Here is a 20,095-nt window from a genome sequence, read left to right as displayed (position 1 = left end):
TTCACCTCCACAACTTCCATGGGTGACGTTTAATATACTTGTTCCTTATAGAAAAATCCGTACGAAAGCTCACGGGACGGATCCTGTACGTTCACAATGCTATCCAACCATTCTTCGTTGAAGGCATAACCTTCCGGATCCTCGCAATAGGCATCAATTGCGGCACGATACGCTTTAACGACCGTCTCATTGTACTCAATTGATTTTAACAGTCCTTCGATCCGAAAGCTATCGATATTAACTTCCATAAGTTCATGTAAGTTCTCGATCATGCACAGATCATCAGAGCTCATAATATGGGTTCCGCCAGCATCTTCGTAGATCGGGAAACGTTCATCGGGACGTTCGGTTTCCACTAAATACAAGCCATCTTCCCGCTTGCCATGAACCGGTACCTCCGTCGTTTCCCCATCCTTCGTCTGATGCTGGAAATAATTTTGAACAAGCGGACGCTTGGAATGATAAATATTAGTCAAACCGTGCACCTGAACCTGTACTTCAAGCGTAGTATTGGATTTCACATCGATGACTTGGTCCATGTTCAGCTCACGCGCCAGAACGAACCGTGTTGCACCGCGGCGTCCCCAATAATTCGCCGTCGCGTAGTTCGTGGAAGTCATCTCCGCATTCCAGTGCAGCTTCATGTTCGGCGCTTCAACGCGCGCAGTCATTAGTACTGCAGGATCGCCGAATACCAGTCCGTCTACACCAGCTTCAGCCAAACCACGAATGTAGCCAGGCAAAGAATCCACGGTTTCGTTATCCATCAAATTGTTGACCGCTGCATACACGGAAACTTGATGCGAATGAGCCAGCTTCACTGCCTCTGCCATCAGGGCTAGGTCAAATTCCCCTGACAGACGCATCCCGTAACGGGATTCGCCAAGTATAAATGCATCCGCACCTGCAGCAATGAGCCGCTCCATATCCGCAAGAGAACCCGCATCAACGAGCAGCTCCGGTTTTGTTGCCATTGTAAATCCTCCTATTGTCCAGCCGTTTGATTGCTCTTCTCGATGTTGCGGTTATGCTCCTTGAGCGTTTCCGCAAACAGATGCTCGTGGCTGCCGTCTTTCTTCGTCACATAGAAATAGTATTCCGTCTCTTTCGGGAAAAGCGCCGCTTCGATCGATTTCAAGCTCGGAGATGCGATTGGCCCTGGAGGGAGACCATTAACTTTGTACGTATTGTAGGGGCTGTCCACTTGCAAATCGTCTACAAGCAGCCGTTCTTTCTGTTTATCAAGCAAGTATTGCACGGTCGCATCAATCTGAAGCGGCATGCCTTTCTTCAGTCGGTTGTAGATAATGCCTGCAACAATTGGACGTTCTGCATCCACGACAACTTCACGCTCCACAAGTGAGGCAATCGTCATCATGCCATGAAAATCAACTTTATTGGCAGCAAGCGAATCCTCCCAATTCTCAGAGAGCGTATCCAGCTTATGATCCAGCTCTTGCAGCAGACGTTTGATGATATCCTCCGGCTTGCTTGCTTTCACAAGCTCATACGTATCCGGGAACATATACCCTTCTAACCGATGGCGAAGATCAGGATTCTTCGGAATGCTCTTCACGGCATCCGCGTCGCTCCATACTTGGTCCTTATCTGCGAGCGCCATGAAATCCGCTTTCTTCGCATAGCCTGCTTTATCTAGTGTTTCCGCTATTTGCTCAACCGTAAACCCTTCCGGAATGGTGAAACGAATTGTTTCTTCCTTTAACGTCTCTCCGGCATTCAACTTTGCAATTATCGCATCCTTGTCCATCCCCGGCGACAGCTCGTACACACCGGCTTGAAACCGCGGTCCTTCATCCTTCAAACGCAAGTAATACTTAAAAATAAATGCATTGCGAATAACCCCTTGATCTTCGAGCACTTCAGCAAATCGAAATGGAGATGTCCCTTTCTTCAGCTCCACTTGAACGACATCGCCTGCCGGTGCAGGCCGCAAGCCGTTCCAGATGTAGAGATAAAGACTTCCCGCGGTAATCAGCATAAAGCTGAGTATCGATACGATCACCCAGAATGTTATGCGTCCGCGTCTTGGTCCGGAGGGCCGCATGGCTCCTTCATCCGGTGAATCTTCTGCAATCTGATGCTCTGCTCTTCTCAAGCGACCTATCCTCCATTTCTATATCAGCGCGGAAAAAGGGCGGTCGGCGCCGCCCCTTCCGAACTCCTATAAGTAAAACCGGGCACTTGCTGCCCTGTTTAAAGCTAGAGGTGCATGTTAAGGCTGATCTTCGCCTTCGAACAGCAAATCGTCATAAGCTTCAGAAACAAGCTCCCACTCTTCATCGCTTTCAATGGATTCCAGCTCCGGGTCGGCGCCTTCCTTGAACGTAATGCGGAAGAATGCGATTTCGTCTTCTTTCTGCATGTCATGCGATTGCAATCCTGCGTAGGAGTGGTCTCCCATTTGGAATTCGGCGATAATTTGGAATGGTTCCGTAGCGCCTTCTTCTCCGATCAGATCCACTTCCGTACCGTAGATGTCCTTCAGGACGGAAATACGTTTTACATCAGACACGTGCGTTAAGCTCCCTTCGACTATGGCACTAAATGGATCCCATGGACCCCAATCCTAGTCGTTATCGTCAATTTCAGCAAGAAGGGTATTGAACGTTTCTTCAACCATGTTCCACTCTTCTTCATCTTCAATGGTATACAGTTTCAAATCATCGCCGTCTTCCTCATAACGGAAAGCGTAGACTTCATCGGAGTCTTCGTCTTGCTCGTCTTCGGAATCCACGTTGAGCGGAACCACCATCATATATTTCTGATCTGAGCCGTCTACCTCGAACTTCATGACTACCTCGAATTCTTCTTCGTTGCCGTCTTCATCCGGAATGTAGATGATTTCCGGCTCTTCAAACTGCATGTTGTCCTTTGTCATCGTTACCCTCACCTTTTCGTTTTAGAATCGAGATAATTTTGCAAAATTAGCGCTGCCGCCATTTTGTCCACCACTAACTTTCGCTTCTTACGGCTAACGTCTGCCTCGAGCAATGTACGCTCTGCGGCAACGGTCGTGAGCCGTTCGTCCCAAAGGTGTACGGGTACATTTAGCTTTTGCTGTAAATGTTGTGCGAATGCGATGCAAATTTCGCCACGCGGCCCGATGGTGCCATTCATGTTCTTCGGTAAACCGACTACGATCTCGGATACTTCGTGTTCAACCATAAGCTTGGCAATGACTTCGTCTTCGCTGTTATCGCGGCGTTTCTCAACGACGCCTAAACCTTGCGCGGTCCAGCGGAATGCATCACTGACGGCAACGCCGATTCTGCGGTCACCGTAATCCAATCCCATAAGACGCATACGACAGATTGCCTCATTTCCTTGAAGGTAATTATTTGCTGTGCTGACTCAGGTAGGAACGGACTAGTTCTTCAATAAGCTCGTCTCGCTCTTTCCTGCGAATTAAACTTCTAGCATTGTTATGCCGTGGAATGTATGCGGGATCTCCGGACAATAGATAACCCACGATCTGGTTAATCGGGTTATAGTCCTTCTCGAGCAACGCATCGTATACAGACAGCATAATTTCCCTCGAGGAAGCTTGAAGCCCTTCCGCCTTCACGTCGAATTTCATTGTCTTGTCCATCGAATTCATCGCCAGCACCTCACTTTCCAAGCCGCTTAACAGCCGTTTAATACTCTTATCATATCACATTTGTTTGTGATAGAACCAGTTCTTCGGCAATTTGGAGCGCTTCACCCAATTTAGATGGCTCTTTGCCCCCGGCTTGGGCCATATCCGGGCGTCCGCCGCCGCCGCCGCCGCATGCTGCAGCTGCTTCTTTGATGATTTTGCCGGCGTGGAAGCCTCTTTTCACGAGCTCCGGTGAAACGGCTACAACAAGGTTTACCTTGTCGTCTGCAACCGCACCAAGCACGATTACCGCATTGCCCAGCTTCGTTTTCAGCTCATCCACGATACCGCGGAGCGCATCCATCGAAGGAGCATTAACCTCTGCAGCCAGCAGAGTGACGTCGCCCACTACCTTCGCTTTCGATTCCAGGGAACCCGCTTCGATACGGCTCAGCTTGCCTTGCAGCGATTCATTCTCGCGCGTCAGCTCTTTCACTTGACCGTGCAGCGCTTCGATGCGTTTCGGCACATCTGCAAGGTTCGACTTCAACTGTGCGGCTGCTTGCTTCAACAGATCCAGCTGGCTTTCCATGTACAGGTACGCATTACGGCCTGTTACAGCTTCAATACGACGAACACCTGAACCGATACCGCTCTCGCTCACCAGCTTGAACAAGCCGATTTGCGCTGTGCTGGTAACATGGCAGCCACCGCAAAGCTCCAGGCTGTAATCGCCTACGCGAACGACGCGCACGACATCGCCGTATTTCTCGCCGAAGAGTGCCATAGCGCCCATCTCTTTTGCTTCTGCAAGCGATTTGTAGTCGATTTGGAGCGTCGTGCCCAGCCAAATTTGTTGATTGACGCGGCGTTCGATTTCAGTCAGTTCCTCTTGACTGATGCTGCCAAAGTGCGAGAAGTCAAAACGAAGTCGATCCGGTTCAACAAGGGAGCCCGCTTGATTAACATGCTCGCCGAGCACATCTTTGAGCGCACGGTGCAGCAAATGCGTTGCCGTGTGGTTCTTAATCGTATCCTCGCGGGTTTGCGTGGAAACAGCCGCTTGAACTTGATCGCCTACCGATACGGTACCGCTTGAGACAACGGCATGATGCACCGACTGGCCATGCGGAGCTTTTGTCACATTCTCAACCGTCAGCGAGAATCCTTGGCCCTTAATCGTACCGCTATCCCCCACTTGACCGCCGCTCTCTGCATAGAACGTCGTACGATCCAGGATAACAAGTACGTGGCTGCCTTCAACCGCCGAGTCTACTAGAGCATCTCCGTTAACGATCGCAATTACCTTCGCGCCTTCCAGCGTCAGATCCTGATAGCCCACAAATTCCGATTTCACGGTGAAATCAGCAAGCGGCCCGCCTTGCACATTCATGCCCCCAGTGTCCTGACGAGCTGCGCGTGCGCGTGTACGCTGCTCTTCCATCGAAGCGTCGAAGCCGTCACGGTCAACAGTCATACCGTGCTCAGCCGCGTAATCTTCGGTCAAATCGAACGGGAAGCCGTACGTGTCGTACAGCTTAAACGCATCGGGACCGCTGATCAGCGTTTGACCGCCAGCCTTTGCCGTCTTCACAAGCTCGCCCAGAAGTGCCAAACCGTCAGAAAGCGTTTCATGGAAACGTTCTTCCTCTGTACGGATAACCTTCTCGATAAACTCGCGTTTCTCCACAACCTCCGGATAGTGGCCGCCCATAATGTCGCCAACGACTTTCACCAGATCATACAGGAACGGACGATCCACACCGAGCGTTTTGCCGTAACGCACTGCGCGGCGAAGCAAACGGCGGATGACATAACCCCGACCTTCGTTGGAAGGCATGACGCCATCGCCAACAGCAAACGCGACGGTACGGATATGATCGGCAATTACTTTCAGCGCGATGTCCGTGTCCGCATTCGTATGGTACGTCACGTTTGCGATTTGGCTGGTCCGATCGATAATCGGACGGAACAGATCCGTATCGAAGTTGGAGTCTACATTTTGCAGAATCGAAGTGATACGCTCCAGTCCTGCGCCTGTATCGATGTTTTTATTCGGAAGCGGAGTATAGCTGCCGTCTTTATTATGATTATATTGCGAAAATACGAGGTTCCATACTTCCAGGAAACGTTCGTTTTCTCCGCCAGGCCAGCATTCCGGATCATTCAGATCGCCGAAAGCTTCGCCGCGGTCATAGAAAATCTCGGTACAAGGACCGCAAGGGCCTTCGCCGATGTCCCAGAAGTTATCCTGCAAACGGTAGATGCGCTTCTCCGGAAGACCGATTTTCTCATTCCAGAAACGGAAGGCTTCTTCATCTTCAGGATAAACCGTGACGGACAGACGCTCCGGATCGAAGCCGATCCACTCTTTGCTGGTCAGAAACTCCCAAGCCCAAGTGATCGCTTCTTCTTTGAAGTAATCGCCGATGGAGAAGTTGCCCAGCATTTCAAACATCGTTTGATGGCGGCGCGTCTTACCGACGTTCTCAATATCATTTGTACGGATACACTTCTGCGAGTTCGTAATCCGCGGATTGTCAGGAATTACGCGGCCGTCAAAATAAGACTTCAGCGGCGCCATCCCTGCGTTAATCCATAGCAACGAAGGGTCATTATGAGGAACTAATGAAGCGCTGGGCTCAATCTTGTGCCCTTTGCTCTCAAAAAATGCGAGCCACTTAGAACGGATTTCACTTGCTTTCATCACGGTTCAGCCTCCAATTTTAAAATAAAAACAAAAAAACGCCCCTAAAAAACAGGGACGAATCATTCGCGGTACCACCCTGGTTATCGCCCTAGCCGCTCACGATGAGCAGGCACAAACGATCTCCTTAGACAGACGTTAACGGGTCTGATCCGGTGAAGTTCATTCACACTCCGAAACCAGCCTTCAGTCATCCTTCACCCCTAGAATTCTCTCAGCCAACGCGAAGCCCAATCGGCATGCGCGAAGGAATTCTTTCTCTGCTTGGCGGTCTATGACCTACTACGGTTTCATCAACGTTTTTATTGATAGTCAGGCGTAATTGTCATAAGTATAGCGACTTTTGGCATGGTCTGTCAAATCGTCTTTCGCCTAACATAATACGCGAAGATATGCTGCACGATAACCTTCACCGCGGCAAAGATCGGCACAGCCAATATCATGCCTACGATGCCTGCCAGCTCCCCGCCAACCAGCAGGGCAAAAATGATGGATAACGGATGCATATGCAGCGTTCTTCCTACCACTTGCGGCGAGATGATGTTCCCCTCGAGAATTTGGCAGACGGAGTTCACGACCGCCACCAGCAGCATCATTTTGATCGAAACGGTAGAAGCCACAATAAGCGCAGGCGCTGCGCCGAAGAACGGGCCTAGATACGGAATGATGTTCGTCACCGCAACGACGCTCGCCAGAAGGAGCGGATACGGAATACCGATAATCAAGTAGCCCACATAGGCCAGCGTACCGACAATAACGCAGACGAGGAACTGCCCCCGAATATAGCTGCCAAGCGCATGGTCGATGTCCTTAAGCAATCGAACGGCATGCTTACGATGCGATTTAGGCACATAAGTCAGCAGCGTCCGTTCAAACACCTCGAAATCCTTCAAGATGTAGAACGCGAGGAACGGGATAATAAACGCAATGAAAATCACGTTAATCATTTCACCAATATTGTTGATAAACGCAAATATGGCATCGGAGCCCTGTTTCTCCAGCTTATAGAGCGACTTCTCTATTCCGGACCGGATGCTTTCCGGGAGAAAGGACGAGTTGTTGAGGTCGTTGACCATACTCCGTGCCTGCATGGTGATGTCCGGCATATGCCGGTTCAGTTCCTTGAGCTGATCCAAAAACATCGGAATAGCGTTCACAAGCACGACCGCAAGCGACGCGCAGAAAACGGCATAAATAAGCAGCACCGCGATCGTTCTCGGCACCTTGCGTTCATTCAGAAGGCTGACTATCGGATTGAGTACGTACGATATAATCATCGCAATCAGAAACGGCGCCAGAACCGCACGCAAAAAAACGTAAATGTGGATGATGATCGGTTTTAGCAGCAGCAATAGATATAGAGCCGTCAGCCCCAATATGAGATAGACAAGCCATGCAAACAGACGGTTGTTCGTAAACCGTTCCACGGCTTCACTCCCCCTCGACTCGCGATACCCTTTACTGTCAGTATATGTACAAGTTGTTCAAATCATCCTTCCGATTGTTCGGCATCGCCGTAAACACAAAAAAGACGACCTTGAGCAAGGTCGCCTCTTCCACTAAACTCCGCTTAGTTCGCATGAACCTGCGGCATTTCGTCTTCAAAAAACAAATCATCAAGTGAGCTCAATGTGCCGTCTTCTTCCACCTGATAGACAGACATTTTGTCACCGTTAACCGTCAATTCAATGAAGCAGCCCCAGCAGTAATACTGGTGTGATCCGATCTTTCCGATATCCTTCGAACTACAATTTGGGCATTTCATAATTCATTTCTCCCTATATCCGACTCAGAAACTGCGACCGGTGAGAGAAAAGCCTCACTTCCGGCCGGTACTATTATTACATTCTCGCCAAGCATAACCTCATCAGCTTGCCGTGGAGCAGGAAGCCACTTGCGGCCTTCCATAATATCCGCGATAAATCCGTCAGTCAGCTCATATCCTACTATTTGTGTACCCTGTATCTCGTCAAAATAAACATCAGATACACGACCAAGTTGTTCTCCATCCACCGTTATGACGGGTAAATCCTTCAATCGGATCGATCCGGTATGAAAAGAGCGCTGAATATCGGCTTGTTTGGACTTCCGTACGGATGCTTCATTCATAATAATGACCGCATCCTCACCGCAAACCATAACTTCCTTCCAGATCACTGATTTCATCGCAGTCAGAAACCGTCTGCCGGCGTCCAATATGATTCCGCCAAGCTGCCAATGCTCGTCAAACCATGCATCCTTCACATGTCCGACTTGCTTGCCGGCACTCATTTCGATGACAGGAAGACCAATCAAATGCTGTAAACGCAACATCGATGGCAAAGCCTCCTAGGCATTAGTACGAACGCGCTCCATAAAAGTTGCAACTTTCTTGGCGGCCAGTTCGAGTTCCTCCATAGTATTCCCCAAACCAAAGCTGAAACGTACAGCGGAAGCTAGTCTTTCTTGCGAAACATTCATTGCTATGAGCACATACGAGGGTTCGATGGCTCCTGATGTGCAAGCAGACCCACCGGATGCCGCAATTCCGGCTAAATCCAGATTCATCAGCATCGACTCCGTGCTTACTCCTATAAAGCTCACATTCAGAATGTGAGGAGCACAGTGTTCAGCGGGACTGTTGATGATAAGTCGGTCTGTCCCCGCAATCTCGCGCAACCGTTCTATCCATGTATAACGAAGCTTGTCTATGAAAAGTTTCCGTTCTTGCATGGAATTCACAGAAAGTTCAAACGCTTTGCCGAATCCGACGATACCTGCGATGTTTTCAGTCCCCGCACGACGTTTGCGCTCTTGCGAGCCGCCGCTGAGCAACGGTTCCACAGCCGTGCCTTTACGGATATACAGAGCACCAATACCTTGAGGCCCGTTAATCTTGTGAGCTGAGAAGCTCATCAAGTCGACCGGAAGCTGACGCAAATCGATCGGAATAATTCCTAACGCTTGTACCGCATCGACATGTAAAAGCACGCCACGAGACCGGGCGAGTTCACCGATCTCTGCAATCGGTTGAATCGTTCCGGTCTCATTGTTTACATACATGACGCTAATTAGCGCTGTATCCGCTTCGATAGCTTGTTCTACGTCCGAGACGTGTACTAGGCCTTGCTCGTCCACCGGCAGAATCGTCACGCGAAATCCTTCGCGCTGTAACGCTTTGCAAGCTTGGAGCACTGCCTGATGTTCCGTTGCGGACGTAATGATATGGGACTTGCCTTGTTTGAGGGCAGCTCTGGCGGCGCCAATAAGCGCTGTATTATCACTTTCTGTTCCACCGCTGGTAAAGACCAGCTCGCCGGACGTACAGCCGATGCCGGCCGCAATTATATCGCGCGAACGGTTCACGAGCTGTCTTGCCCCACGACCGAAGCTATGCGTGCTCGAAGCATTGCCGTAAGTACCGGTCATAACTTCAAGCATCGCTTTCGCTGCTTCGGGATGCATAGGTGAAGTTGCCGCATGATCATAGTAAACTCGATCCATTATACAATCATCCTTAAATATAGAACATGTAGGAGTCCTGAGGCTCCTCTTCTTTATACGTTACGAGATCAGCGAGCGTTGTCGAATCAAGCACTTCGGCAATGCTATCACGGATTCTGAGCCACAAATTCCGCTTAGCCGGGTCATCCTCTTCCGTGAAATCGACAGGCGAAATGGGCCCTTCCAAAATACGAATGACATCGCCCGACGTAATTTCCTGCGGTTCCTTCGACAAAATGTATCCGCCGTAAGCGCCGCGAATACTCTTCACCAGCCCCGCATTGCGCAGTGGTGCAATAAGCTGCTCGAGGTAATGCTCAGAAAGATGATTCCGCTCTGCGATGCTCTTCAATGATGTTGGACCTTCTCCGAACTTACCTGCAAGCTCCATCATAATGGTTAGACCGTACCGGCCTTTGGTTGAAATTTTCAACTGCGACACCTCTTCCCGGGCTAAACTATATCGTATTTAAAGGCTGGAGCGATCATGGATTACAATTCATGGTATTCCCATATCATATCTATGTTAACATATCGGAAACATAATTTGTTGAAAAACCATGACACTTTCATGAAAATCATGCGCAATCTATGCTACAATAGATGAATTGAATCGGTCGTACGGCGAAAATGCTTCTCCGGAACGGCTTTGAACTATCAAGGCGGTGGTATTTAAGATGAGCAATTCTTCTATTCGAGTCGTTGTTGGCATGTCCGGCGGTGTGGATTCGTCCGTTACTGCATTGCTGCTCAAGCAGCAGGGGTATGATGTCATCGGCATTTTCATGAAAAACTGGGATGATACCGACGAGTTCGGCCATTGTACGGCTGAAGAAGATGCGGAAGATGTTCGCCGCGTCTGCGATCAAATCGGCATTCCTTATTATACGGTTAATTTCGAGAAAGCCTATTTCGATAAGGTGTTTGCTTATTTCCTCGATGAGTATCGTAACGGTCGTACGCCAAACCCGGATGTCATGTGCAATCGTGAAATCAAATTCGGCGATTTCCTGCAGAAAGCGATGGAGCTTGGCGCCGATTACTTGGCAACCGGCCATTACGCGCGCTTGGAAAGAACGGCTGACGGGGAAGCTAAACTGCTCAGAGGCGTAGATTCCAACAAGGATCAGACCTACTTCCTGCACGCGCTTCGTCAAGATCAGCTGGCGAAAGCCATGTTCCCCATCGGCCATCTTCCGAAGCCGGAAGTAAGAAGAATCGCCGAGGAATTCGGTCTTCATACGGCTAAGAAGAAAGACAGCACAGGCGTCTGCTTTATCGGCGAACGCAATTTCAAGGAGTTCCTAAGCGGCTACTTGCCTGCTCAGCCAGGTCCCATGATTGATATTGAATCAGGCGAAACGAAAGGCCGTCACGATGGCCTGATGTATTACACGCTCGGGCAGCGGCAAGGCCTTGGAATCGGCGGCTCCGGCAACGGCGAGCCCTGGTTCGTAGCGGACAAGGATCTGAAAGAGAACATTCTGTATGTCGTGCAAGGTGACCAGCATGCAAGTTTGTATTCCAAGAGCTTGATTGCTACCGGAATTAACTGGATCTCTCCGGTTATGCCGGAAGGACCCATAACGGTTACAGCGAAATTCCGGTACAGACAGGCCGATCAAGCCGTCACATTGACACTGCACGAAGACGGCACAACAGGTGATGTCGTGTTCGAGAAACCGCAGAAAGCCATTACACCTGGGCAAGCCGTAGTCTTCTATGACGGCGATGTATGTCTGGGCGGCGGAACGATTGATATTGTGAACAAGTAAGTTTGATTATACGTGTTGCGGCATCTCTGATCTTCATGATCGGAGATGCTTTTTTGTGCTGCTAGGAGATTTTCACTTAATCGTTTAAGTTAAGCGCAGAATATGATATTCTACTACTTGAACGCGAGTTAAGGCGACAGTTTCCAATGAAAGTGAGATGATTCGGACTTATGCGTAAAGTTACGATGAAGGATATTGCGGTGCAAGCCGGCGTCTCCGTTGCAACCGTCAGTTATATTATTAATAAAGCCAACAATCAGTCCATACCGGAATCCACTCGGTTGAAAGTGCTGCAAATCGCCAAGGAAATGGGCTATGTGCCAAATTTAGCCGCCCGCTCGCTAATCAAGAACAAAACTGGCTTAGCCGGTGTGCTTATCAACAAGAGCGATAGCAAATCCCTTACGCCGCGATCCTCCTTCGAACAGTTGGCTTTCATCAGTGAATTGGAGCACCTCCTCACAGCTGCAGGCTACCATATGATCATGCTTACTTTTGACGGGACAGATCCCGCTTCCCTGAATGTCATTACGGAAAGAAAGCTCGACGTCGTGTTTCTGCTCGATGTGATGGACGATATTTTCTATACGGTATCCGGGAATTTCGGGATGGGCGTCCCTCTGATTCTAATAGACAGTCTGATTCCGGATAACTTGTTTAAGCAGGTTACCTATGATCATGAAGCTGCGCTGATTAAGGCTTCTGAAGCGCTTGATGCTCCACATTGTTTATTGATTGGGAAAAGCAATAATTCCGGCTATATGAACTACATCGCGGATTGTGCGACTGCCCTTCAAATTCCAACTTACATATTTGGAAACTTGGATGAGCTTGATGCGCTGCTTCATGCTGGGCTGCCGTATCAACAGGCGATCGTAATGAATGAATTCACCGCGAATTATATCTGCAATATGGGGATCATGGAGAAACTTGCCGTTATTTGCACATGCGGTTGCCCGGAAATGCTAAGAAACGACATCATTCCCATTACCTTCAGCAGCAAGGCTGAGCTTGCTTATTCAGTCATGGCTATGCTGCTTTCAAAGCGTGAAATGACGATGCATGAAGAACAAACTGTTTTTCGTGTTTCCGTGCGATAGATATTTTTTTACGATTTACTTAAACGATTAAGTGACTCATAATAAGGAGGTATTCTTCAACCTATGTCCATTCCGACCGAAGCTTCAAAACCATCTCAACAGTCAACATCGACGGCTTTATCCCGCAATCTTCCATTCATTCATCTCTTTACCGCCTATACCTTATCGATTTTCGGCAATTCCTTCCACAGCATCGCCATTAATCTGTGGGTACTCAGCGTTACCGACAGCGCTAAGCTGATGACCGTCATGATGGTGACCAATCTTGTGCTCAGCGCTTTGCTTGGAACGGTTGCCGGCACGGTCACCGATCGTATGAACAGGCGGACTGTCATTCTAGTCGCTGATCTGCTGCGCTTTGTAGTCGTGCTGCTCATCGCGCTCTGTGTTGCATTGCCTCATACGCCTTTTGCCATCATAGCTGTCTTATCAGCACTTGTTACCATCCTGGGATTATTTCAATCCCCCGCTTTGCAAGCCTCCATCACACCTATCGTTGGAAAAGCTCATATCCAGCGCGCAGTAGGCTTTATGAATATTTCGGACAATATCGCTCGAACAGTCGGCTTTGCAGTCGGCGGAATATTCGTTGCGGCTTTTGGCGGGGCTTGGGCCATTTCCATTGATGCTCTGATGTATTTAGCCTCGTTCTTGCTCGTGTGGAGCGTCGGTTCTCTGACCGCCGCATCGGTTCCGAATAATTCGATGATGAACAAGTCAAGCTCGACGTTCAAAGAAGCCTTTATGGACGGCATGCGCAGCGTACGCAGCAATCCTTTCGCAAAGTCGGTTATGATTCTCATTCCAAGCTTGCTGCTATTCTTCATGACTGCTTTCATGCTGACACAAGTGATGGCCGTTAAAGTATGGCATGCTTCTCCTTTTGAATTCGGTCTTATTGAAGCCTGTATCCCGATCGGCTATATGGCCGGCTCCGGCCTGATTGTGCTGCTCGGCAGCCGTATGCGGCATCGCGGGAAATGGATTATGATCAATCTCATGCTGCTCGGTCCGCTCTACATGCTGCTTGCAAGAACAGAATCCGCTGCGGCTGCAATTCCAATTATCGTGTTGATTGGATTTATGTTTTCCTTCTGTACTTTGCTCATTAACATCATTCTGCGCGTAGAAGTGGCTGAGGATCTGCAGGGCCGCATGTTTGGCACATTGGGTTCACTAACGGGTGTAGCGCCTTCCTTGGGTCTTGTTCTGTCCTCGTATTACGCAGATCAGTACGGTTCCGGAGCCATTATGCTCGTAGTCGGCTGTTTGATGCTGCTGTTTGGCTTAACCGCGAATTGGCGCCTGGCTGTAATAAGAAAATACAATTGATCAAATGATATAAACAAAAGCTGCCCCAAAAGTCATCTTGCACTTTTGGGGCAGCTTCTTACGAGTATTATGATGGCGGTTAGCCGGTTTCTGCTTGCAATTCGATACTTTCTTCTTCTACGTGGCTTCCTTGCTTGCGGATGATGATTCTGGATATCCGTAAGTGATCCGTCTCTTCGATCACGAACTCAAAGCCGTCCGGATGCACGACACGTTGGCCTTTAGACGGAGGATTCTCGATCTGTGCGTAAAACCAGCCGCCGATCGTATCGTAATCGTCGCTTTCGATTTCCAATCCGAAGAAGCTGTTTACCTCTTCAATCAGCATCATGCCGTTGATGGAATGGGATTGGTTATCTCTTGGCTCGATATCGGGGCGTTCTTCATCAAATTCATCCTGAATTTCACCGACGATTTCTTCCATGATATCCTCAAGCGTTACAAGTCCGGACGTTCCGCCATATTCATCGATAAGAATGGCGATCTGAGTCTTCTTCTTCTGCATCAGCTTAAGCAGGTTGCTGATTTGCATGGAATCAGGCACGGTAGTCATCGGACGCGTAATCGTGCGAATATCGGGCAAGCCTTGATGCGTCACTTTAAGTAAGTCTTTAATGTGGACAAATCCGATGATATTGTCCTTGTCGCCGTCGCAAACCGGATAGCGAGTATGCATCTCTTTAAGCGCAATGGCCTGGTTCTCGTCGAACGACAGGTTAGCATACAAACAGGTCATTTCCGTACGTGGAATCATAATCTCCCGCGCATGGGTTTCGGCAAAATCAAATATATTATCGACAAGCGTTAGCTCCGTGTTATCAATTAGTCCGGATTTATGGCTTTCTTTCATCAGGATACGAATTTCTTCTTCGGTATGGGCGGATTCATGTTCTGCCGCAGGTTCGATACCAACGCGCTTAAGCATCCAGTTGGCTGTACCGTTAAGCAGATAGATAAACGGATACATGATTTTGTGAAAACCTATGAGCGGCATAGCCGTCCACAATGTGACCGATTCAGCTTTGCGAATCGCAAAGGTTTTGGGAGCCAATTCTCCAAGTACAATGTGCAATACCGTAATAATTGTGAATGCAATAATAAACGCAACCGTAGATATGGCAACCGGGCTAAAATGGAACTTCTCAAGCACAGGCTCAATCATCGCCGCAATGGCAGGCTCACCTACCCAGCCGAGACCAAGAGATGCAAGCGTAATGCCAAGCTGACAAGCCGACAGGTACGCATCCAAATTGCCAGTTAGCCTGGATGCAAAATGGGCACGGCGGTTGCCGTCCAGCGCCAGTGAATCAATCCGGCTGCTTCTTACTTTCACCATGGCAAATTCCGCAGCTACGAAAAAACCATTCAGAAAAACGAGTAAAACGATTAAAAGTAAGTTTAACAATATGGGTAACGGGTCACTACTCAACGATTCCCTGTTTGCCGCAATTGCGACGAACAGGTGCACCTCCTTCTGGAACTTAAAATTATAAAGAAACGTTATAATACTAGAGTAGTCGATGAAGCAACTTTACGTCAAATGCCGTCATCCCACCTTCTAGCCCGTATTCGCGGTTCTAGTTATGTTTATTCCATAAAGGTCGGCCTTTATGCGCTATTTTCTAGCTCCTGCTAACGTTTTTGGGGATTCAGCTGTTATTTTCGTCATTTCCGCCGCTCCTGATTTTGTCGAATCTTGTCCTCCATCCCCTGATTGGTGGCATGATAGAAGGTTTTCTTCGCGATTCGCTCAGGCAAATACACCTGCTTCACATAATGCCCGGGGTAATCATGAGGGTACTTGTAGCCAACATGACCAAGACGCTCGGCACCGCTGTAATGCGTATCCCGCAAGTGATGCGGTACTTCGGCTGCTCCGAGCTGTTCAATGGCGTTCATGGCATTCCCGATCGCCACTGCAGCGGCATTGGACTTCGGACTTTCCACTGCAAACAGAATGGCTTGCGTAATATTGTACTTCGCTTCCGGCCAGCCGATCTTATGATAAGCGTCCATCGCCGTTACCGCTTGAACCATCGCTTGCGGATTCGCAAGGCCAATATCTTCGCTGCATGCTACGATCAGCCGCCGTATGAATGTCATGGGATCCATGCCCAACTTCTCTACGGCATAGAGAAACCAGAATAATGCAGCATCGCTGGAACCCCTCACGCTCTTGTGGAAGGCGGACAGCACGTCATATTGTGTCGATTCGTCTGCACGAATGGTCGGCTTGCGAATAGACTCCTCCGCGACTGCCAGCGTCACTATTACGCATCCATCCGGCTGTGAAGGTGTCGTCACGGCTGCCAGCTCGAGCGCGTTCAGGGCACGACGAATATCTCCGCCTGCCATGGATGCCATGTGCTGCAGCGCTTCATCCTCGACTGTTAAATCCATAAACCCAAGCCCGCGATCGCGGTCTGCCAGTGCCCGGCGCATGGCGGTAAGTGCATCCTCCCGCGTCAACGACTCCAGTTGAAACAGCGTCGATCTCGACAGCAAGGCCCCGTTCACGTAATGGAACGGATTCTCCGTAGTTGCCCCAATAAAGATGATGATTCCCTGCTCAACTGCCGGCAGCAGCGCGTCCTGCCTCGCCGAATTGAAGCGATGCACCTCGTCTAAGAACAGGATCGTTTTGCGGCCGTACATCGACTTGGTGATCCTTGCCTGCTCAATCACTTCCCGTACGTCCTTGACGGACGCATCCACGGCATTCAGCTTCACAAACTCCCCTTGCGTGCGTTTCGAGATAATATGCGCAAGCGTCGTCTTGCCGCAGCCCGGTGGTCCATACAGCAGAATGGAAGTGATCTGATCGGCTTCGATTGCCCGTCGAAGCAGCTTGCCCGGCCCGACAATGTCGGACTGGCCGATATATTCTTCAATCGTTTGAGGGCGCATACGGTCTGCGAGCAGCTTTGCTCTTGGCGCTTGTTCCTCATTCTGATAGGTAAATAAATCCATCGCTCACCCGTTCCTTTCCTGCTTATCATAGCACACTAGCACAAACGTTCGCTATTGTTACGCATCCCCTATATGCAAGAAGACCTTCCCCTGTTCGGAGAAGGTCTTCTGATACGATTGGCGTTAATTAGCCGAAAAATGTCTGGTAGAGCAAGTAAAGATTCAATCCCGCAATGACGACTGCGACAATCCAAGCGAGTAATTTAAGCCAGAGCGGATTTGCAAACTTACCCATCTTCTGTTTATCGCTTGTGAATTTAACGAGTGGAATGACGGCAAATGAGAGCTGCAGCGACAAGATAACTTGGCTTAGGATAAGCAGTTGCGCTGTTCCGCTAGCACCATACAGCCACGTTACAATAACGGCCGGGATGATCGCGATAAGCCGCGTAATCAGTCTTCTCAGCCATGGTGCCAGCCGGATGTTCAGGAAGCCTTCCATGACGATCTGGCCCGCGAGCGTGCCGGTCAAGGTTGAATTCTGGCCGGCCGCGAGCAGCGCGACTCCGAAGAGGACGCTTGCCGCTGTTGTTCCCAGCATCGGCGCTAACAGGTGATATGCTTCGCCGATCTCCGCTATCTCCGTATGCCCCGTCGCATAGAAGCTTGCCGCAGCAATGATGAGAATAGCTGCATTAATGAATAATGCGAAGAACAAAGCAATGGTGGAATCCCACGTCGCATATTTGATCGCTTGGCGTTTACCAAGCTCGGTCTGTTCGATTTGACGCGTTTGTACGATAGAGGAGTGCAAATACAGATTATGCGGCATGACTGTCGCACCTAGTATACCAATCGCGATGTAAAGCATCGCCGGGTTCGAAATAATCTCCGTGCTCGGAATAAATCCCTTCATGACTTCGCCTACTTGAGGCTGCGACCAGAAGATTTCGACCAGGAAACAGCCGCCGATGGTCACGATCAGCACGATAACAAGCGCTTCTATATATCGGAATCCCTTATTCTGCAGAAGGAGAATGAGCAGTACATCCAGTACCGTTATGATGACGCCCGTAATGAGCGGTATGCCAAACAGTAAATTCAGCGCGATTGCCGTTCCGATGACCTCTGCCAGGTCACAAGCAGCTATAGCGAGCTCGCAAAGCACCCATAATCCCATAGCGACAGGTTTACTGTAATGGTCCTTACAAGCTTGTGCCAGATCGCGTCCTGTTACGATACCGAGCTTGCCGGCAAGTGCCTGAAGCAGAATCGCCATGAGATTGGATAATAAAATAACGGATAAGAGCGTATAGCCGAACTTTGAGCCGCCCGCTAAGTCAGTCGCCCAATTGCCCGGATCCATGTAGCCAACAGCCACGAGATAACCCGGTCCTGCGAATGCTAGAAATTTACGAAACCACGAACCCGTCTTCGGAATCTTCATGGAACGATACACTTCCGGCAGTGTATTCGACGTTCTTGGATTTCGCCAGCCTTTCTCTGGAGCCAGCGGAGCCGATTGATCACTCATTGTTCTCACCTCATGTAAACATCAAATGTATTGTATACTCCTTACACATATGCAGGAGTGAAACTGTTGTTGCCTACTTTCATTGTACACATACAAAAAAGTTTGTCAAAGGCAACTTTTGTTGACTGGGACAAAACTCCCTATTAAAAAAGCCCGAATCTGTAGGATTTACCTACAAAATTCGGGCTTGTACGCGTTACTTATCCGATGGACGTTTAAGCTGTTTCTGCAGCTTTTCCGCCATTTCATTGATGCGTTTCACACGCGTCACTTCTTGCTTCGCTTCATTGATCCAGCGAATATACTCTTTGCGATGCGAAGGAGCGAGCTCTGCGAAGAAAGCGGCTGCTTCCGGCTTAGCTGCAAGTGCTGCAGTGACATCATCCGGAATAACCAGTTCCTTCGTTGCAGTCGTGGTCGTACGGCCGATATCGGCAGCACGGCTTGCTCTCGCTGAAGTCTGAGCCATACCTACTGGACGGAAACGCATAGCTGACCACGTTTCATCGATCGAAACGAGTGCCACACCTTCCCAGCCTTCTTCCTTAACGACTTTCCAGCCGCGGTCACGGTTAATGTCTGTCCGTATTTTGGCCGTCCCTTTCGGGTAGCAGATCCAGAGGAGACCCTCTTTCTTAACCGCTTTAAGCGCCTTGGGCGCATGTTCGTTCAAGCTTGCAATGTCCTTGGCGAACAGCATGACAAAATCATAGGTGCCGGCGTCCATTTCATCGAACGGCTCGTGGTCCTCCACACCCAGCTCTTCCTCATAGGAAGGAGCAGGCGCTTCCAGTACCGCAATGCGCATATCGAGCGATAGACGTAATTTGTTAACGAGTTCCGCGTTCATCTAGGAAATACCTCCATTAGCGAGCAAGTCTTTCACCACTACGCTCACCATAATAAGTCCCGCAACCGGAGGGACAAAAGCATTGCTGGACGGCGGCTGCTGTGCTTTACGAATTTCAGGCGCATTCTCAGGCACGATCCGCTGCGTGACATCCTCACGCGGCTTCATCGGCTCTTCGGTCGAGAATACGACCTTTACGCCCTTCTTAATGCCGTCTTTTCGCAGTTTCTGGCGGACGACACGTGCGATCGGATCCATCGAGGTTTTGGAAATGTCCGCCACCTGGAATTTGGTCGGATCCATCTTGTTCGCCGCACCCATGCTGGAGATGATTGGGATTTTGCGCTCCAAACACTGTTTGATCAAATGAATCTTATAGGATATCGTATCCGAAGCATCCACAACATAATCGAGCGGATATTCGAAGAGCTTCTCGTACGTTTCTTCTGTGTAGAACATCCGCAGCGAAATCACATCGCATTCCGGATTAATCAGCTTGATGCGATCACGCATGAGATCTGCTTTGGGCTGACCAACTGTCGTGGTGAGTGCATGAATTTGGCGGTTGATATTCGTAATATCCACAACATCTTTGTCGATGAGGATCAGGCGGCCTACCCCTGTCCGTGCGAGCGCTTCTGCGGCAATAGCTCCGACACCGCCGATACCGAGCACCGCAACCGTGCTGCCTTTCATCAGTTCCAGACCTTCCGGACCGATGGCGAGCTCCGTTCGTGAAAATTGGTGCAGCATAATCGAAATACACCTCTTGGCTTAAATTTGTACCTGCTTTAAACATAAAGAAT

20 protein-coding genes are annotated in these 20,095 nt (G+C 49.5%); 3 read left to right on the top strand and 17 right to left on the bottom strand.

The window, feature by feature from the left end; genetic code table 11:
• Positions 1 to 29: 29 nt before the first annotated feature.
• From AC6ESO_RS01225 to cymR, 12 genes are all read right to left on the bottom strand, one after another.
• A complete protein-coding gene (locus tag AC6ESO_RS01225) occupies positions 30 to 974 on the bottom strand; it encodes a peptidase U32 family protein (protein WP_497089817.1) in 945 nt (314 codons plus the stop codon).
• Positions 975 to 985: 11 nt separating this feature from the next.
• Positions 986 to 2,116 carry an endolytic transglycosylase MltG gene (mltG, locus tag AC6ESO_RS01220; protein ID WP_497089816.1) on the bottom strand — a complete coding sequence of 377 codons (1,131 nt, stop codon included), beginning with the start codon at positions 2,114 to 2,116 and terminating at the stop codon, positions 986 to 988.
• Positions 2,117 to 2,233: 117 nt separating this feature from the next.
• The gene (locus AC6ESO_RS01215) at positions 2,234 to 2,533 is read right to left on the bottom strand and encodes a DUF1292 domain-containing protein (RefSeq protein WP_494817009.1); all 300 of its coding nucleotides are present in this window, start codon (positions 2,531 to 2,533) and stop codon (positions 2,234 to 2,236) included.
• Positions 2,534 to 2,587: 54 nt separating this feature from the next.
• Positions 2,588 to 2,899 (bottom strand): DUF1292 domain-containing protein, encoded by a 312-nt coding sequence (locus AC6ESO_RS01210; RefSeq protein ID WP_090983166.1) that lies wholly within the window; start codon positions 2,897 to 2,899, stop codon positions 2,588 to 2,590.
• An 8-nt stretch (positions 2,900 to 2,907) separates the two neighbouring features.
• A complete protein-coding gene (gene ruvX, locus AC6ESO_RS01205; RefSeq protein WP_090983164.1) occupies positions 2,908 to 3,324 on the bottom strand; it encodes a Holliday junction resolvase RuvX in 417 nt (138 codons plus the stop codon).
• Positions 3,325 to 3,355: 31 nt separating this feature from the next.
• On the bottom strand, positions 3,356 to 3,619 hold the full coding sequence (locus tag AC6ESO_RS01200) for an IreB family regulatory phosphoprotein (protein ID WP_090983162.1): 264 nt from the start codon (positions 3,617 to 3,619) through the stop codon (positions 3,356 to 3,358).
• Positions 3,620 to 3,668: 49 nt separating this feature from the next.
• Positions 3,669 to 6,305: an alanine--tRNA ligase gene (gene alaS / locus AC6ESO_RS01195; protein ID WP_497090466.1), complete on the bottom strand. Its 2,637-nt coding sequence runs from the start codon at positions 6,303 to 6,305 to the stop codon at positions 3,669 to 3,671.
• 356 nt (positions 6,306 to 6,661) lie between these two features.
• On the bottom strand, positions 6,662 to 7,732 hold the full coding sequence (locus tag AC6ESO_RS01190) for an AI-2E family transporter (RefSeq protein ID WP_497089815.1): 1,071 nt from the start codon (positions 7,730 to 7,732) through the stop codon (positions 6,662 to 6,664).
• 143 nt (positions 7,733 to 7,875) lie between these two features.
• Positions 7,876 to 8,070 (bottom strand): YrzR-like zinc ribbon domain, encoded by a 195-nt coding sequence (locus tag AC6ESO_RS01185; RefSeq protein ID WP_494817007.1) that lies wholly within the window; start codon positions 8,068 to 8,070, stop codon positions 7,876 to 7,878.
• The gene (locus AC6ESO_RS01180) at positions 8,067 to 8,618 is read right to left on the bottom strand and encodes a PRC-barrel domain-containing protein (RefSeq protein WP_494817006.1); all 552 of its coding nucleotides are present in this window, start codon (positions 8,616 to 8,618) and stop codon (positions 8,067 to 8,069) included. The genes AC6ESO_RS01185 and AC6ESO_RS01180 overlap by 4 nt, the downstream gene beginning before the upstream one ends.
• Positions 8,619 to 8,633: 15 nt before the next feature.
• Positions 8,634 to 9,788 (bottom strand): cysteine desulfurase family protein, encoded by a 1,155-nt coding sequence (locus tag AC6ESO_RS01175; protein WP_497089814.1) that lies wholly within the window; start codon positions 9,786 to 9,788, stop codon positions 8,634 to 8,636.
• Positions 9,789 to 9,801: 13 nt separating this feature from the next.
• Positions 9,802 to 10,221, bottom strand: a complete 420-nt coding sequence (cymR, locus tag AC6ESO_RS01170) for a cysteine metabolism transcriptional regulator CymR (RefSeq protein WP_090983150.1) — start codon at positions 10,219 to 10,221, stop codon at positions 9,802 to 9,804.
• 244 nt (positions 10,222 to 10,465) lie between these two features.
• Here cymR and mnmA point away from each other — a divergent pair, with 244 nt between their 5' ends.
• The 3 genes from mnmA (at position 10,466) to AC6ESO_RS01155 (ending at position 13,995) form a co-directional block, all read left to right on the top strand.
• The gene (gene mnmA, locus AC6ESO_RS01165; RefSeq protein WP_497089813.1) at positions 10,466 to 11,563 is read left to right on the top strand and encodes a tRNA 2-thiouridine(34) synthase MnmA; all 1,098 of its coding nucleotides are present in this window, start codon (positions 10,466 to 10,468) and stop codon (positions 11,561 to 11,563) included.
• 170 nt (positions 11,564 to 11,733) lie between these two features.
• Entirely contained in the window at positions 11,734 to 12,663 is a 930-nt protein-coding gene (locus AC6ESO_RS01160; RefSeq protein WP_497089812.1) for a LacI family DNA-binding transcriptional regulator, read from the top strand.
• 63 nt (positions 12,664 to 12,726) lie between these two features.
• Positions 12,727 to 13,995, top strand: a complete 1,269-nt coding sequence (locus AC6ESO_RS01155; RefSeq protein ID WP_497089811.1) for an MFS transporter — start codon at positions 12,727 to 12,729, stop codon at positions 13,993 to 13,995.
• Positions 13,996 to 14,074: 79 nt separating this feature from the next.
• Here AC6ESO_RS01155 and AC6ESO_RS01150 read toward each other — a convergent pair whose 3' ends face one another.
• From AC6ESO_RS01150 to AC6ESO_RS01130, 5 genes are all read right to left on the bottom strand, one after another.
• A complete protein-coding gene (locus AC6ESO_RS01150) occupies positions 14,075 to 15,424 on the bottom strand; it encodes a hemolysin family protein (protein ID WP_497089810.1) in 1,350 nt (449 codons plus the stop codon).
• A 236-nt stretch (positions 15,425 to 15,660) separates the two neighbouring features.
• Positions 15,661 to 16,965 carry a replication-associated recombination protein A gene (locus AC6ESO_RS01145; RefSeq protein WP_497089809.1) on the bottom strand — a complete coding sequence of 435 codons (1,305 nt, stop codon included), beginning with the start codon at positions 16,963 to 16,965 and terminating at the stop codon, positions 15,661 to 15,663.
• Positions 16,966 to 17,092: 127 nt separating this feature from the next.
• Entirely contained in the window at positions 17,093 to 18,439 is a 1,347-nt protein-coding gene (locus AC6ESO_RS01140) for an Nramp family divalent metal transporter (protein ID WP_497089808.1), read from the bottom strand.
• 196 nt (positions 18,440 to 18,635) lie between these two features.
• Positions 18,636 to 19,289 (bottom strand): YdeI/OmpD-associated family protein, encoded by a 654-nt coding sequence (locus AC6ESO_RS01135; RefSeq protein WP_497089807.1) that lies wholly within the window; start codon positions 19,287 to 19,289, stop codon positions 18,636 to 18,638.
• The gene (locus AC6ESO_RS01130; protein WP_497089806.1) at positions 19,290 to 20,042 is read right to left on the bottom strand and encodes a tRNA threonylcarbamoyladenosine dehydratase; all 753 of its coding nucleotides are present in this window, start codon (positions 20,040 to 20,042) and stop codon (positions 19,290 to 19,292) included. It abuts the gene before it with no gap.
• Positions 20,043 to 20,095 lie beyond the last annotated feature (53 nt).

It is taken from the genome of Paenibacillus rhizoryzae (assembly GCF_059686995.1).
Note: the sequence above shows the minus strand (reverse complement) of the source record. Positions and strands in the feature narration are given on the sequence as shown.

Bases quoted from the DNA above. Each gene is read 5' to 3' on its own strand.
- AC6ESO_RS01225 (WP_497089817.1), bottom strand. From the start codon at position 974: ATGGCAACAAAACCGGAGCTGCTCGTTGATGCGGGTTCTCTTGCGGAT.
- AC6ESO_RS01210 (WP_090983166.1), bottom strand. From the start codon at position 2,899: ATGACAAAGGACAACATGCAGTTTGAAGAGCCGGAAATCATCTACATT.
- ruvX (WP_090983164.1), bottom strand. From the start codon at position 3,324: ATGCGTCTTATGGGATTGGATTACGGTGACCGCAGAATCGGCGTTGCC.
- AC6ESO_RS01200 (WP_090983162.1), bottom strand. From the start codon at position 3,619: ATGAATTCGATGGACAAGACAATGAAATTCGACGTGAAGGCGGAAGGG.
- alaS (WP_497090466.1), bottom strand. From the start codon at position 6,305: ATGAAAGCAAGTGAAATCCGTTCTAAGTGGCTCGCATTTTTTGAGAGC.
- AC6ESO_RS01185 (WP_494817007.1), bottom strand. From the start codon at position 8,070: ATGAAATGCCCAAATTGTAGTTCGAAGGATATCGGAAAGATCGGATCA.
- AC6ESO_RS01180 (WP_494817006.1), bottom strand. From the start codon at position 8,618: ATGTTGCGTTTACAGCATTTGATTGGTCTTCCTGTCATCGAAATGAGT.
- AC6ESO_RS01175 (WP_497089814.1), bottom strand. From the start codon at position 9,788: ATGGATCGAGTTTACTATGATCATGCGGCAACTTCACCTATGCATCCC.
- mnmA (WP_497089813.1), top strand. From the start codon at position 10,466: ATGAGCAATTCTTCTATTCGAGTCGTTGTTGGCATGTCCGGCGGTGTG.
- AC6ESO_RS01160 (WP_497089812.1), top strand. From the start codon at position 11,734: ATGCGTAAAGTTACGATGAAGGATATTGCGGTGCAAGCCGGCGTCTCC.
- AC6ESO_RS01155 (WP_497089811.1), top strand. From the start codon at position 12,727: ATGTCCATTCCGACCGAAGCTTCAAAACCATCTCAACAGTCAACATCG.
- AC6ESO_RS01145 (WP_497089809.1), bottom strand. From the start codon at position 16,965: ATGGATTTATTTACCTATCAGAATGAGGAACAAGCGCCAAGAGCAAAG.
- AC6ESO_RS01140 (WP_497089808.1), bottom strand. From the start codon at position 18,439: ATGAGTGATCAATCGGCTCCGCTGGCTCCAGAGAAAGGCTGGCGAAAT.
- AC6ESO_RS01135 (WP_497089807.1), bottom strand. From the start codon at position 19,289: ATGAACGCGGAACTCGTTAACAAATTACGTCTATCGCTCGATATGCGC.
- AC6ESO_RS01130 (WP_497089806.1), bottom strand. From the start codon at position 20,042: ATGCTGCACCAATTTTCACGAACGGAGCTCGCCATCGGTCCGGAAGGT.